Raw genomic sequence first — 14411 nt, 5'->3', positions numbered from 1 at the left:
CTTGCACCGCGCCGTCTACAGTTCTCCGCGCGCTGCAAGGGCCTTGATGCGATCGGCGGTGCGGCACGCAATGGCCTGTATCGTCAGCGACGGATTCACGCCGCCGACGGTCGGAAACACCGAGCCATCGCAAATCCACAGGTTGCGGATGTCCCAGCTGCGGCAGTCGGCATTGACGACGCTCGTCGCCGGATCGTCGCCCATGCGCGCGGTGCCGTTCAGGTGGCACGTGTCGTCCGTTTCGCGCCAGATCTCCGAGCCGCCCGCCGCCGCGAGGGCGCGCTCCATGAAGCCGAGCGAATGGTCGATCAGGCGCTTGTCGTTATCGCACCAGGAGTACGTGACGCGCGCGACGGGCAGACCGTACTGGTCCTTTTCGTCGGCGAGCGTGACGCGGTTGCGTTCCTGCGGCAGCATTTCGCCCACTATCTTTAGCCCGGCCTGGTGATTGTATTTGTGCATCTCGGCGGCGAGCGCGTCGCCCCATAAGCCGCGGCCGTTCTGCGATGCGGCCCACGCGTTCGGCAATGGGCCCTGGCTCATGTACGCGTAGCCGCCGAAGAAATCCTTGCCCTTGTCGGTGTAATTCCAGTGTTCGGTGATCGCGAGGGAAGGCGGCCCTTTATACCAGCGGATTTCTTCGTCGAAGGTACCGTAGACGGCCTGGTTCGACTGCGCCATCAGGTTCTTGCCGATCAGCCCCGAGCTGTTCGCGAGCCCGTCGGGAAAGCGGCTGTTCGCCGACATCAGCAGGAGACGCGGCGTTTCGATCGCGTAGCCCGCCACCACCACGTTCTTCGCGCGCTGGAATTGCCAGCGTCCTTCGCGCAGATATTCGACGCCGGTGGCAAGCCCCGCGTCGTTGGTGGACGACGCGGCCCACCATCGCAAGATCGCGCACTTCGGCGCCCGCGCGCACTGCGCGCGGAATCCACGTAACCAGCGCGCTCTGCTTCGCGTTGGTCGCGCAGCCTGACACGCAAAAGCCGCGATAGACGCACGGGTGCGCCTTGCCGCGCGGCGCGGAAAGCGTCGCGAGCGGCGTTGCGCTCCAGCCGATGCCGAGCGCCTCCGCGCCGCGCGCGAGCACCATCGCGGCGGCGTTCAGTTCATGCGGACGATACGGATAGCGCGACCGCTTCGGTCCCCACGGATAGTTGACCGGCCCGGCGATCTTCAGCGCGTCTTCGACTTGCGCGTAGTAGCGCCACATCTCGCGCCAGTCGAGCGGCCAGTCCGCGCCATAACCGAGCAGGCTGCGTGACTTGAACCACTCGGGACGAAAGCGCAGCGAGACCATCGCGAAGTGCACGGTGCTGCCGCCGACCGCTTTGCCGCTGTTGTTGTTGCCGAGCTTGAGCGGATTGTCGCCGTCGCAGATGCGCTCGTCGGTCCAGTAGAGCTTTGCCTGATGCGCTTCGTCCGACGCGAATTCTTCGAGCGGGCGCCACCATGCGCCCGCATCGAACGCGACGACCTTGAAGCCACGTTCCGCGAGCCGGCAAGCGAGCGTGCCGCCGCCCGCGCCGGTGCCGACGATCGCGAAGTCGACTTCCTCGTCGTTCGGATACATGCGCATCGGCACCCAGCCGCCGCGCACGAATACATCCGGCGCGCGCCCGCCGGTGCCGCGCGGCTCGTGTCGAGCGTCATCGAACACGGCGGTTCTCCCGCGCGGCGCGCGCTTCGCTGCCGGGGCGCGCTTCGACCGCTTCCCACGGATCGCGCCGGTCGAAGTACATTCGCACGTAACCGCGCGGATTCGCGGGGCCGCCGAAGCCGATCTCGCTCCACGCGTGCGGGTGCGCGTAATACAAGCCGCAGATGTCGTGCAGCACGCGCTCGGCGAAGAACAGTTTGGCTGGCATGCCGCGCCACGCCGCGCCGCTCAGTTCGCCGCGTTGCATCCGTTCGAGAAGCGCGACCTGTGCGTTTCGTTCGATGCTCGCGAACGGCAAACCGTGACGCTCGCGGCTTTCGGCGTCGAGCGCGGCGAGGCCGGTGCGCCACGCATCGCGCTGCGGCGGCAGCCGCGCGTCGCGATAACCGTCGCCGCTATTCGCATGCAGCCGCGCATCGAGCAGCGCGGCGAGCGGCACGACCGGCTCGGCATTCGCCTGCGGCACGATGCACGCGCACAACGCGTTCACGGCGAGCCATTCCACCGGGTTGAAAAAGCGCGGTTCCTGGGGCGTCGCGAGCCGCTCGTCGATCACCGCGCGCGTCGGTTCGTCCCATGACGGTGTGCTGCGTTTGTCGAGAACGTCGTAGCCCGGATATCGGGTTTGCCGTGCATTCACTTTTCGGTCTCCCGCAATTTCAGCGCGGCGAGTCCCGCGAGCGCCAGCGCCGAAAAACTCGGCGGCGCAGGCAGTGGCGGCCCGGCGAACAGGTTCTGGCTCCAGTTGCGCCAGCCGCCCTGGCGACGCGCGATACCGCGCGCGTGAAAGCCCGCGCCCGCCACGCCGAGCAGCGTCGTCACGTGCAGCCATAAGCGGACGAACCAGCGCGCGCGCGGCTGCGCCAGTGCGGCCTGCGCGAGCAGCGCCGCCGCGATCGGCGGCACCGAGACCGGCGCATACATCGCGCGATGCTGGAACGAGCCGCGAAAATGCAGCAGCGCCGCCTCGCCGACCGTCCCGATCAAGCCCGCCGCCACCAGCAAGCCCAACGCGCGGCCCGCAGGCATGCCGAGCAGTTGCGGCTCGTGAGCGGGTTCGTCGCGCAGTCTCTCGGCGACCGCGCCGAGCGCGCCGGACAGCAGCAGCGCAATCGGCGCGCCGACCGGCGCCGCATGAAAGAGGTTGTTCCAGCTCCAGCCGCCGGGCCGCTTCGTCACGTTGTACAGATGGAAACCGGTGCCTGCAATTCCGGTCGCCGCCGCGCTGCAGTAGATCGCATGCCGGACCTGGTGTCTGCGCGACCGGTTATCCTTGCCGCCATGCACGCCGGCCGCGAGCGACAAACTTGCGACGACGAGCGGCGTCCACATCGCGGGGTTGTCGAACGAGCCGCGGTAGTGCTCCATTGCGCTGTCGGTCAGCACGGACAGCGCGAGCAGCGCGGCGCTGTGATTGAATGACCGCGCGGCTTCGATATGAACGTGTGTGGCCGGCGCGGCGGCCAACGCTCGCGGCTTTGGCGTGCGGGTCCTGGATTCGCCTGCGTCAGACGATGACGCGGCGTCGCCCCGCGTGCTCAACGAAACGATCGCGGCCGCGCCTGCGATGGTCCATAACATGCCGAGTACGCGTGAGGAATTCATGAGTGCCGCTCCCGTGCTGTGTCGCCGGTCTGTGCGACGAGGTAGGGCGCCGCGTCGGCGCGCTTGAATTCGAGTCCGCAGCCGGGCCGCGACAGATCTGGCGCGATCGCGCCGTCACGCGGTTGCGGCGCGCCGTCGAACAGCATCGCTTCGATACGCACGTGATCGTGAAACCACTCCTGATGACGCAGACGCGGCGCTGCGCACGCCACATGAAGATGCAGCGCGGGCGCGCAGTGCGCCGACAGCGGCAGATGATACGCATCGCACAGCGTGGCGGCTTGCAGAAAGCCGGTGATACCGCCGCAACGGCTCGCGTCCGCCTGCAGCACGTCGACCGAAGGCGCGGCAAGCAGCCGCTTGAAGTCGTCGAGCGTGTAGCCGTATTCGCCCGCCGCGATGTCCATACCGGCCGGTGCGTGCTCGCGCACGAAGGCCATCCCGCACGCGTCGTCGGATGAAACGGGTTCTTCGAACCACTGCACTTGCTGTTCGGTGAAACACTGCGCGCACCGCAACGCTTCTTTGACGGACAGCGCACCGTTCGCATCGACGAACAGGCCCGCGTCGCCGATCGCCGCGCGTGCCGCCTTCACGCGCTCCGGGTCTCGTTGCGGGTCGCTGCCGATCTTCATCTTGACCCAGCGGCAGCCGTCGCGCCCGGTCCAGTGCGATAGCTGTTCCTGCAAACGGGCGTTGTCGTAAGTGGTGAAACCGCCGCTGCCGTAGAGCGGCACGGTGTGGCGCGCAGCGCCCAGCAGTCTGACGAGCGGCACGCCGAGCAGCTTCGCCTTCAGATCCCACAGCGCGCAATCTATCGCGGAGATCGCGGTGGCCGCCAACCCAGCGCGGCCGAGATTGCGCACGTGGTACTGCATACGCCGCCAGTGCGCGCGCACGTCCCACGCATCGTGCTTCAGCACGCAGTCCGCGAGCGTGTGGTGAATCAGCGCGACGGTGCTCGCGTCGCTATAGGTGTAGCCGATGCCGGTCTCACCGGCCGCATCGACTTCGACAATCACCAGCGTGGTGGCGTCCCATGCGAACGTGCCGTCGGCTTCCGGCGCGTCGGTGGGAATGCGGTAGGCGCAGGCGCGCAGCGCCTGAACCGGCGCTTGCGCGCTGCCGTGCGTGATGTTGCTGCCGTTCATGCCGCACCTCGGCGCGTTATTTGTCGTGATGACCGGGAAGCACCGCGCCGAGCACCTGCTTCGCCGTTTCGACGATCACGTTGCCTTCGTCCGGGTCGCCCTTCATCAGCGTCGTCGCGAACGCCTTGGCCTGCGCGAGCGTAATGTGCGGCGGCAGCGGCGCGATGTTGGGATCAGCCTTTACTTCGATCACGACCGGCTGGTTCGCCGCGAGCGCTTCATCCCACGCGACGCCCATCTTCCCGGCGTCGTCCACGTAGATGCCCTTCAGTCCTATCAGCTCCGCGAACTTGTGATACGGCACCGAAGGAATGTCCTGCGATGCCTCGAACTTCGGATCGCCTTCCATCGCGCGCTGTTCCCAGGTCACCTGGTTGAGATCCTGGTTGTTGAGCACCATGCAGATCCAGCGCGGATCGGACCAGCGCTGCCAGTACTTCGATACGGTGATCAGCTCGGCCATGTTGTTCATCTGCATTGCGCCGTCGCCAACGAGCGCGATCACCGGACGCTCCGGATACGCGAACTTCGCGGCAATCGCATACGGCACCGCCGCGCCCATCGACGCGAGTCCGCCCGACAGCGAGCACATCATGCCGCGCTGCACCTGCAAATCGCGCGCGTACCAGTTCGCGACCGAGCCCGAATCGCTCGTCACGATGGCGTTCGACGGGATGCGCTTCGACAGCTCCCAGACTGTGCGCTGCGGATTGACCGCGTCCTTGCCGGGTTCGTGCGCGCGCTTGTCGAGCGTCTTCCACCAGTCCGCGGTCCAGTCTTCGATCTGTTCGCGCCACTTGCGATCTTTCTTTTCTTCGAGCAGCGGCAGCAGCGCGCTCAGCGTCTGCGCGCTGTCGCCCACCAGATTCACTTCCATCGGGTAACGCAGGCTCAGCATGTCGGCCTTCAGGTCGATCTGCACGCCGCGCGCGTCGCCTTCCTTCGGCAGAAATTCCGAGTATGGGAAGCCGGAACCGATCATCAGCAGGGTGTCGCAGCGCGTCATCAGATCGTAGCTCGGCTTCGTGCCGAGCAGTCCGATCGAGCCAGTGACCCACGGCAAATCGTCAGGCAGGACGGCTTTGCCGAGCAGCGCCTTGGCCACGCCCGCACCGAGCTTGTCGGCGATGGCGATCACTTCGTCGGTGGCGTGCAGCGCGCCCGCGCCGACCAGAATCGCCACCTTCCTGCCGGCGTTCAGCACGTCGGCGGCTTGCCGAAGCTGGTCGTCGTGCGGCACGAGACGCGGCGCGCGATACCCCACGCCCGAATGCAGCGTGCCGTGTTTGCGGGCGGGCGGCTCGTAGGTCAGATCCTGCACATCGTTCGGGAGCACTATCGCGGTGACCTTACGTTCGGACAGCGCAATTCGAACCGCGCGGTCCACCAGATGCCGCACCTGGGCGGGCACCACGGCCTGCTCGACGAACGCGCCGGCCACGTCCTTGAACATCGACACCAGATCGAGTTCCTGCTGATAGTGACCGCCGAGCGCGGCGCGCGCCTGCTGGCCGACGAGCGCGAGCACCGGCATATGGTCCATGCGCGCGTCGTAGAGACCTGTGATCAGGTGCGACGCGCCGGGGCCGGATGTGGCGATGCACACGCCCAGTTCACCGGTAAATTTCGCGTGCGCGGAAGCCATGAAGGCGGCCATCTCTTCATGTCGAACCTGAATGAATTCGATCGGGTCGGCGAGCCGATTTTTCCCTTTGTCACCTTTGCCTTTTTCCGCGGCGGCCTGCGCGCGGTTCAGCGCGCCGAACACCCCGTTGATGCCATCGCCAGGATAGCCGTAAATGCGGTGCACGCCCCATGCATGCAGCCGCTCGATGATGAAGTCGCCGACGGTTTGTGCCATTCCAGTCTCCTCATGGCCATCTCGTGGAAGGTCTCGCGACGAGCGAGCAATGCAGTCCACGCAAGTACTGTTCCGCGACATTGCAAACCGTAATGTTCGGCATTTCAAACCGTTGCATTCCAGACCAATATTCTCGCGCTGAATGCTTCAGTAGAAGCGGCCCGGGCAGGTGAAGAGGGACGTGGGAGTCGCCGTTGTCGCCGAGGTTCCATTACTTGCGCAGCGTAGCGCCTCGCAGCCAAAGAGATCCGGGCGCCGATCAAAAGTACAGTGTAGGGAATTCACAGCGGCGCCGATCCCGTTGATAGCACAGGCGTGAAGATTCGCGCGGTGCAGGAAGCGATTTCGAGAGTGTCTGGCAGTGCGAGTGAGATAGCTTCCGCTGCGGCAGAGCAGAGTGCGGGTATCAACCAGGTGAGCAATCCAGTCACACAGATGGATAGCACCACTCAACAGAACGTCGCGCTTGTCGAGCAGGCTGCGGCGGTAGCACGAGCTCCGAAGTGTCGTCATCTGCAGGCCACCTTGATAAAACGCTGACGATGACCGGCTATTGCTCTGGCCACTCAGGGCCATCACTGGAACGCGTCCAATGCGAACGCCGCGCACGATTCTTCGCGGGCTGTCGGACGAGCGATACCCGACTGGCCCCCGAATGCGTTGCATATTGCTGTAATCGTGACGGCGGCCGTAGCTTGACAAGCTGTTGGGACCGTTTCCCGGCAACGCGTTGTGGTCTAGCCAGTCGTTATACCCGTAAAGTGCGCGCGACAATCTGGGGCGTCATAACCACCTGATCGAAGGAACAGAACCTGCTGATAGCGATTGGGAGGCAACATTCCCATACGCTTGCCGTCGATACTGGCCGGCGACCGAATCAACCCGGCACGATTAGAGGATTACGCTATGGCCAAAGTTGTGGTGGTGACCGGCGCTGGTGCAGGGGTCGGGCGGGCGACCGTCGAGGAGTTCGCCCGTCGCGGGTATGACGTCGCGCTGCTGTCGCGCGATGAGGCGCGCGTCGCGCGAGCCGTGGCGGATCTGCAAAAGATGTACCGCGTGCGCGCCCTCGGTATTCCCACGGACGTGGCCGATGCCGAAGCCGTCGAGACGGCAGCCTCACTTGTTGAGCACGAACTCGGGCCGATCGACGTCTGGATCAACGTTGCGATGGCTACCGTGTTCGCGCCAGTCTCGGAACTCACGGCGAAGGAGTTTGAGCGCGGCACGCGGGTGACGTACCTCGGACAGGTGCATGGGACGATGGCGGCCCTCTCGCGTATGCGAACACGCAACCGCGGGACCATTGTCAACGTTGGATCGGCACTCGGCTACCGCTCCGTTCCGCTCCAGTCGATCTATTGTGGGGCCAAATTCGCAGTGCGGGGTTTCACGGATGCATTGCGCTCAGAAATCATTCATGACAGATTGGACATCCATCTGACGATGGTGGACCTACCTGCAGTCAACACGCCCCAATTCGACTGGGCGTTGAACAAGATGGGGAAAAAGGCTCAGCCAATCGCTCCAATTTACGAACCCGAAGTCGCTGCGCGAGCGATTTTTTTTGCGGCCACGCACCGGCGGCGGGAGGTATGGGTGGGCTTCCCTACGGTCAAGACGATTCTCGCAAATCAGATCGCGCCGGGAATGATTGACAGGTATCTGGCCACGGCCGGGTACAAGGGTCAACTTACTGACGAACCGCTTGAACCTGATTCGCCTGGTAACCTGTTCAAACCAGTTCCCGGAGATTACGGTGCGCACGGTCGATTTGACCGTCGCTCGAGAGGGGGCGACTGGGAGATATTGACGAGCAGACATCGCAATGCTTTCTGGGCGATGATGGGCGCCGCTGTGTTGGGCGGAGCGTGCCTGCTTTTCGGCGGGAAGCGCGCGAAATAGCGGTTCTAACTACGCGGTGAGGCGGTATTAACCTTCTTCGCCACGCGATTTCCAGCGAACGTTTCCAGCAGCCGGCGGGTGGCGGGGGAAAGAGACCGTGAGCAAGCTGATTGAAGATTATGCGCTGCTTGGCGATGGCGAGACTGCTGCGCTACTGGCTAACGACGGCTCCATCGACTGGCTATGCTGGCCGCGATTCGACGATGATGCGTGCTTTGCGGCGCTACTGGGCACCGATGATCACGGCCATTGGACTCTCGCGCCGGCAGATGGGGGCGTCTCGCGAAGTCGGCGCTATCAGGACGATACCCTTGTAATGGAAACGGACTTCCAGACACCTGACGGTCGGGTGAGGATTATCGACCTCATGCCTGTACGCACGACGTTTTCTTCGCTCGTGCGCATCGTAGTGGGGCTTCAGGGAATCGTAAAAGTGCGCAGCGACGTGCGGCTGCGTTTCGACTACGGAGCGCTTGCCCCATGGAGCGCGGCCGAGGCAGACGCCATGATCGCGAAGGTGGGCCCGAATCTGATCGTGTTGCGGGCGTCAGTGAAGCTCTCCGTGAGCGCCGACTCAACTGTCGCTGAATTCGAGGTGTCAGCCGGGGAGCGTGTCGCTTTCGTCATGAGTTATGAGAACTCACACGAACGGCCACCCGCGCCAATAGACGCAGAGGCAGCGCTCGTTTCAACGCAACGTTTCTGGCGTGACTGGATTGGCCGGTTCGACAATGCCATGACGGACTGGCCGGTTCAGGTCCGTCGTTCGCTGATTACACTCAAGGCGTTGATTCACCGGCGAAGCGGCGGTCTTGTCGCAGCGCCCACTACCTCGCTCCCCGAAGCCCCCGGTGGCGGGATGAACTGGGATTATCGCTACTGCTGGCTGCGAGATGCCAGCTTCACACTTACAGCATTGCTGAACGCCGGCTACCACGAGGAGGCCGAGGGGTGGAGAAACTGGCTACTCCGGGCGATTGCCGGGTCGCCGGATAAACTTCGGATCATGTACCGCGTTGACGGCTCGCGCCATTTGCCGGAGTGGGGTGTGGATGCACTGCCAGGCTACCGTTTCGCAAAGCCCGTGCGGGTCGGCAATGCCGCATCCACGCAGCACCAGCTCGATGTGTACGGGGAGGTGCTGGACTGCGTCGATCTCGCATCTCGAGGCGGAGTTCCGCCATCGGACCAGGAATTCGTCATTGAACGAAGGCTCGTCGAACATCTCGAAACGATCTGGCGAACCAGAGGTTCCGGGGTGTGGGAGTCGCGAGCCGAACCGTGCCATTACACGTATTCGAAGGTCATGGTATGGGTGGCGTTCGATCGCTTTGTCAGTCGGCATGCAACGAACGAGCGGGTTAGTCGCGGCCTCTTAAGGCGGATCACTGAGCTCCGTCAGACCGTACGTGACGAGATCTATCGGGAAGCCTGGAACGAGGGGCTTGGCACATTCACGCAACACTATGGCGCACAGACACTGGATGCTAGCCTTTTGCTCCTGCCACTGGTCGGGTTCCTCCCGGTAGAGAATCCCCGTATGGCCTCGACAATTGCAACGATTGAGCGGGAACTTGTGGAAGGGGGATTGGTTCGACGCAAAAAGGCGAATGCCGATGGGCCAAACGAGGGGGCGTTTCTCGCGTGCTCCTGCTGGATGGCCGAATGCATGAAATTGCAGGGCCGCGATCGGGAAGCTCGCGAGCAGTTCGAGCGACTACTTGCCGTCGCAAACGATGTGGGACTACTTGCCGAGGAATACAATGTGCCGGGGCGCCACCTTGCGGGCAATTTCCCGCAGGCACTAACCCATCTTTCGGTTGTCAACGCTGCACTTGCTCTAAGTGGGCCTACGCTACGACGGGGCGGCAAGGGATTCAGGGAATAACCCTGGTGGTCCGTGCGGCTCTTGCGGCTCTTCCATGCGGGGGCCGACTAGCTCCTGTCACCTGATGTCCTTGCACGACAATGACCAGAGGTTTGGATATTCACGCGACCAGTTGCCAGAAATGGCCAGTTGGGCCTGTTTCAACGGGAGATCGTCGGCGCAGACGCAACGCCGCAAGAAAACCGTGAATCGGCGCTTACGGCGCTCTCCGTCATCGCCTTCCCAGGGAAGGACGTCAAGATTCTCGCGTGCGTCCGGCGAGCCCCCCCAGCAGCACCGGCATGTGGAAATCCAGCGCATAGTGAGAGGTCAACGACGGCGCGATACCCTGTTGTGCAAGGAGTTTGTCCTTCAGGCGGATCTGGGCGTCAATAGACGGCATCACCTGAGCAAGGTAGCCTCGGTGGCAGATTGTCGACGCGACTGTCTCCTGGGACACGCGTGCGTCGAGCCAGGCTGGCTGCCCGGCGTACCAAGCGGCAGCGCACGGCAATTGCACGAGTAAAAGTAACGCCGCAACTCTGAGCGCGTGGAAAAGATGCGGATCTCGATCTGTCAATCTAGGGGTTCCGTGCGAACTCTCCATCGCGACTGCGGCGCAGATCGCGAAGGAAGGCAGTACCATGCGAAAACATAGTTTAGCCGCTAAGGCGCGCGTTCAAAAGCGCACTGCGCGGGCGGCCTCGCGGTCCGGGCACCGGCCCCTGATGCCAGGCATATCACTGACCAAGTGCTATGTCGCCCGCGTCGGACGCCCCCGGAAAATGGAAGGCCAGGCTTCTGGTTTTCGTCGAAGGCCTGGCAGGCCGTGGGCGTACAGTCTACCGATGTCCGTCACCGAACTCGTGGGCGACTTCGTGCCATTCGCACTTCCCATCGTGAAGGGGCAGTGCGACGTCGGCGAAGATTTCGAAGATTCCAATCAGTCCCCCGATGCTGCGCTGGCACAAGTCGCTACAGATAAGTCTCGCAGCGTATGTCACAGAGTGACATATAATGAACAGAGCGCTGTTCCTTTGCAGCTGGCGTCGCCGTGGCAGGCGACAATGTCACGACGTCCGCGAATGTTGCAATCAGACATTGGAGAAGAGTGATGGTCATCAACAATGACTTCGAATTCGGCTATCTGGTGATCGCCTTCGCGTTTCTTGGAATCATTCTGTTGGGTAGCCTCCTTGCCGCGCTTCACCTCGATCGGTGGCACCCGAAGCTGATTGGCGCTATTGTTGGCGCCCTCCTGGGGGTGGCCCTCATCGAGGCCGTGCCAATGTTCACTTAGCCGTCCTCGGGCACGACGGCATGGTGCGCCCGATCATTCAGGAAAAGCCGATGTCAACGCCTTTTGATCGCATTCTTCTGTGTTATGACGCAACGCCTGAAGGACAACACGCGTTGCGTTGCGGCGCTGCATTGGCCAGTCGGTTGGGGGCAGAGACACACCTGTTGTCCATTCTCGAGCTGGCCTGGTGGCCAGCCGGTTACGACGCCTTTTCATCGGTGAAGTTCGATGTGGACGAGGACGCCGCGAAAGAAATACTCGAGGACGGTATCGCGAAGCTCGCGTCATGGGGCGTTACTGCCACCGGGCATTTTTCAGTGGGAAGCGCCGCCGAACAGATCGCTAACCTTGCCAACTCCCTCAACGCTGACCTGATTGTTATTGGTCATCGACACAGGGGTATTGTGAATCGCTGGCTGGCGGGGGGCAGTCACCTCGAACTGCTCGAGCACGTGTCCTGCGGCGTACTGTTCGAGGTGGTTGGATAGAAGTGGGGAGGGTGGTCGGATTTGCAATGCTGACAGCGTCACTCAGGTCGCGGGCCAGACAAAGATGACATGCTGGGCATTTTCAGGACTCCCTTGATCGCGGTTTGCTGAACGCTGCCAACCGGCGGCCAGACAACATGCCATTTGCCATCTGGTGAAAATGAAAGGGCCGACGGACAATACGCCGAGTGGACTGATTCCATACGCGTCTACCTCGATAGCTGCGACACCCGTCGAGTAGGCGAGATCTTCGACGATGCTTTGTTGACGAGCTTCAGCCCGCACTCGCCTGTGCCCGACAGATGTCACAATGTTCGGCGCAGACGCTGTGAGGCCAGATTGTGGGGCCGCACTGGCAATGGAAGCGCCAGTGCAAAAGCAGAAGACGCCGAAAAAAAACAACAGTCGTCGCACGGGGCCCCCGGAATAGCGTCGGCATGTCATGTTCCGTGATAAGGCACAACGCGATCGAGAGCAAAGACGGGGGCAGGCGCCGCAACTTTCACTACTCGCTACCGGAGCGAAAGGGTCGCGGTTTTTCGGGGTTGCTCATTTCACGTTGGTCAGCATAGTTCTGCCTAAAGCCCCCATATAATATCCGCGTTCTGTTTGCTCGCTTCACGCATCATATCCAGCAGCGGCCACGCTCGTTGTGCGAGCCCTCGATGGTCTTCACCTACAGTGCGACCGTGTGCGTCCGGCACGTGGTAAAGCGATTCGAGCGCAACGTCCGCCCGCGCTTCTTCTGTAATCGCTGTTTCGAGACGGACAATCGCTCGAGGCAGTTCATTGTGCTCAATGACGCCTCTTGATCCGAGATGCTTACCTATGAGGTTTAGCAGGTATTGAGCAAGATTCTTGAGCATGACCACGTCGGGCGCGGCAGGTGACCGGAAGGTGATCAGCATGATGAAGTCTCCTAAACGAGCGCGGAACCGCGATGATGTCTTTCGCACCGCAGTTCGTATCTGTCTACCGCAACTGGGACCGCCGACGTGCTGACGCGGTGGGCCAACGGACTCGCGGGCGCACATGAAAACTTTCCGACTACTAATGTCATGCGGCCTGCTGTATGGCTAACGACAATCCACGAGAACGAACGGTCCCATGGTGCCCCAGCCTACGGCTGGCCACACTTGCGTGCGGGCTCCCATGAACTCGCGTCAGGTCCAGTCAGAGAAGGCCTTGACTGGAGTTTATGTCACATCATGACTAATGTAAATATTCTCAGATGTGCCTGATGTCTTTGTCTCGTCGTGTGCGACCGAAATCCGGTTTGCGACTGGCTGAACACCGGCGAGCAGCATATGCGCACGCCCCCCGACGACTGAAGGGCGGATCGGGTCGTTCATCTCATGGGAAAAGTGCTCAACGCGGGTGCACGTTGCCGCGTGCCAAGCCTATCTTGGCACAGCCGCGGCCTGAGATGCCGCTCGGAACCTGGTATTATTTGCTAACCGGCGTCCAGCCAAACCCCTGTCCACGAAGTTGTTGGCCGGCGTGCGCACTGTGGAAGTCCAGTTTTTGCAGCGACGGAGGGGCGAGAATGCGTTTCGACAAAGAAGGCGGGCTGTACGGGACCCGTGATACCGCTGCTGTCACAGTGGGGGCACCGTTGCTTCTGACGGGATCGACGGTCGCGGGGTCGGTCATCCCGATCAGCAGGATATGCCCCGGCGCTGCAACAGCAGCGGTGCTGACGGCTAGTGCTGAGAGCGCGGCGCTAAAGGCAATAATGAAGGATTGCATCTTTCTCCTCCGGGTCGAACGCTGATTTCGCGCTATCTGGAAGTCGGTCGTCCCGTTCATGCAGAGTGTTTTGGCTAGTCGCCATGGACGCATGGCCTTCCTGTTCCGCACCATTCGCGGATAAGTGGCACCAGCGTATACGGGCAAAGATTATAGGTCATGGAGTGATACATTTCCAGCTTCGATGTTGATACAGGAGAATAAGGCAATGGTTTCCAGAAAGCGTGCGGAGACTGATGAGCTAACGAAAGCGGAGCTGCAAGAATTATCCGATTTTCGCTATCAGCTGCGTCGATTTTTGCGTTTTTCGGAAGAGATAGTTCATGCTGAAGGCATTACGCCGCTGCAATACATGTTGCTTCTTCACATCGGCGGCTTTCCGGAGCGAGACTGGGCGACCGTGGGTGAACTGGCCGAGCGCTTGCAAGCGTCATCGCATGGCACGGTTGCGCTGGTTTCCCGCTGCGAAGCGGCAGGTCTTGTCGTGCGTAGATCCAGCGCAGAGGATCGGCGGCAGGTCGAAGTACACCTGCTAAAGAAAGGAGAACGATGCCTCGCGAGGCTTGCGTTGTTGCATAAGACCGAAGTCCAGTCTGTTGGATGGGCGTTCAAGACTGGACCTGAGAATCCTTGATGCAGCGTCCTTACGACACGCCAACGGGTCAGTGAGTTGCTTGGAGCCGGCTGATGGGTTCGCGCCTCCGAATCGACCTGCGTTCTGTTTCTGGTAGCAACCAGTTTCGTACTCTACGCTGTGTAGTACAGCTGCATCAGAGAGAGGTCCGAAAAGCAGACGGCTGAAGATGCACAAGACGGCTCGGCCAA

At 62.1% G+C, this 14411-nt stretch carries 12 protein-coding genes and 1 pseudogene; 5 read left to right on the top strand and 8 right to left on the bottom strand.

Annotated elements, in window-relative coordinates:
- Positions 1-15 precede the first annotated feature (15 nt).
- The 5 genes and pseudogenes from B0G74_RS44685 to B0G74_RS44665 form a co-directional block, all read right to left on the bottom strand.
- Positions 16-1660: pseudogene (locus B0G74_RS44685) on the bottom strand (GMC family oxidoreductase).
- Positions 1650-2300, bottom strand: a complete 651-nt coding sequence (locus B0G74_RS44680; RefSeq protein ID WP_132384298.1) for a gluconate 2-dehydrogenase subunit 3 family protein — start codon at positions 2298-2300, stop codon at positions 1650-1652. Before B0G74_RS44680 ends, B0G74_RS44685 begins: the two are co-directional and overlap by 11 nt.
- Positions 2297-3265 carry a hypothetical protein gene (locus tag B0G74_RS44675; RefSeq protein ID WP_132384297.1) on the bottom strand — a complete coding sequence of 323 codons (969 nt, stop codon included), beginning with the start codon at positions 3263-3265 and terminating at the stop codon, positions 2297-2299. The genes B0G74_RS44680 and B0G74_RS44675 overlap by 4 nt, the downstream gene beginning before the upstream one ends.
- Positions 3262-4416: an enolase C-terminal domain-like protein gene (locus B0G74_RS44670; RefSeq protein ID WP_132384296.1), complete on the bottom strand. Its 1155-nt coding sequence runs from the start codon at positions 4414-4416 to the stop codon at positions 3262-3264. Before B0G74_RS44670 ends, B0G74_RS44675 begins: the two co-directional genes overlap by 4 nt.
- Before the next feature lie 16 nt (positions 4417-4432).
- Complete coding sequence (locus B0G74_RS44665; protein ID WP_132384295.1) at positions 4433-6277, bottom strand: thiamine pyrophosphate-requiring protein; 1845 nt, start codon at positions 6275-6277, stop codon at positions 4433-4435.
- 906 nt (positions 6278-7183) lie between these two features.
- Between B0G74_RS44665 and B0G74_RS44650 the strand changes: the two genes are divergently transcribed.
- Both B0G74_RS44650 and B0G74_RS44645 read left to right on the top strand, forming a co-directional pair.
- On the top strand, positions 7184-8182 hold the full coding sequence (locus B0G74_RS44650; RefSeq protein ID WP_132384294.1) for an SDR family oxidoreductase: 999 nt from the start codon (positions 7184-7186) through the stop codon (positions 8180-8182).
- A 97-nt stretch (positions 8183-8279) separates the two neighbouring features.
- Positions 8280-10070 (top strand): glycoside hydrolase family 15 protein, encoded by a 1791-nt coding sequence (locus tag B0G74_RS44645; RefSeq protein ID WP_132384293.1) that lies wholly within the window; start codon positions 8280-8282, stop codon positions 10068-10070.
- Positions 10071-10305: 235 nt separating this feature from the next.
- On the opposite strand, the gene B0G74_RS47320 is transcribed toward B0G74_RS44645, so the two are convergent.
- Positions 10306-10629, bottom strand: a complete 324-nt coding sequence (locus B0G74_RS47320; RefSeq protein WP_243658612.1) for a hypothetical protein — start codon at positions 10627-10629, stop codon at positions 10306-10308.
- 534 nt (positions 10630-11163) lie between these two features.
- Here B0G74_RS47320 and B0G74_RS44635 point away from each other — a divergent pair.
- Positions 11164-11349: a hypothetical protein gene (locus B0G74_RS44635; RefSeq protein ID WP_121310384.1), complete on the top strand. Its 186-nt coding sequence runs from the start codon at positions 11164-11166 to the stop codon at positions 11347-11349.
- Between the two features lie 20 nt (positions 11350-11369).
- On the top strand, positions 11370-11837 hold the full coding sequence (locus tag B0G74_RS44630) for a universal stress protein (protein WP_243658611.1): 468 nt from the start codon (positions 11370-11372) through the stop codon (positions 11835-11837).
- Between the two features lie 578 nt (positions 11838-12415).
- Here B0G74_RS44630 and B0G74_RS44625 read toward each other — a convergent pair.
- Together B0G74_RS44625 and B0G74_RS44620 are read right to left on the bottom strand one after the other, a co-directional pair.
- Positions 12416-12745 (bottom strand): DUF1840 domain-containing protein, encoded by a 330-nt coding sequence (locus B0G74_RS44625; RefSeq protein ID WP_132384292.1) that lies wholly within the window; start codon positions 12743-12745, stop codon positions 12416-12418.
- Between the two features lie 538 nt (positions 12746-13283).
- Positions 13284-13586 (bottom strand): hypothetical protein, encoded by a 303-nt coding sequence (locus B0G74_RS44620; protein WP_132384291.1) that lies wholly within the window; start codon positions 13584-13586, stop codon positions 13284-13286.
- Between the two features lie 208 nt (positions 13587-13794).
- Here B0G74_RS44620 and B0G74_RS44615 point away from each other — a divergent pair, with 208 nt between their 5' ends.
- Positions 13795-14220, top strand: a complete 426-nt coding sequence (locus B0G74_RS44615; protein ID WP_132384290.1) for a helix-turn-helix domain-containing protein — start codon at positions 13795-13797, stop codon at positions 14218-14220.
- Positions 14221-14411 lie beyond the last annotated feature (191 nt).

It is taken from the genome of Paraburkholderia sp. BL9I2N2, assembly GCF_004339745.1.
GTDB lineage: Bacteria > Pseudomonadota > Gammaproteobacteria > Burkholderiales > Burkholderiaceae > Paraburkholderia.
This window is presented reverse-complemented; position numbering and strand designations above follow the sequence as displayed.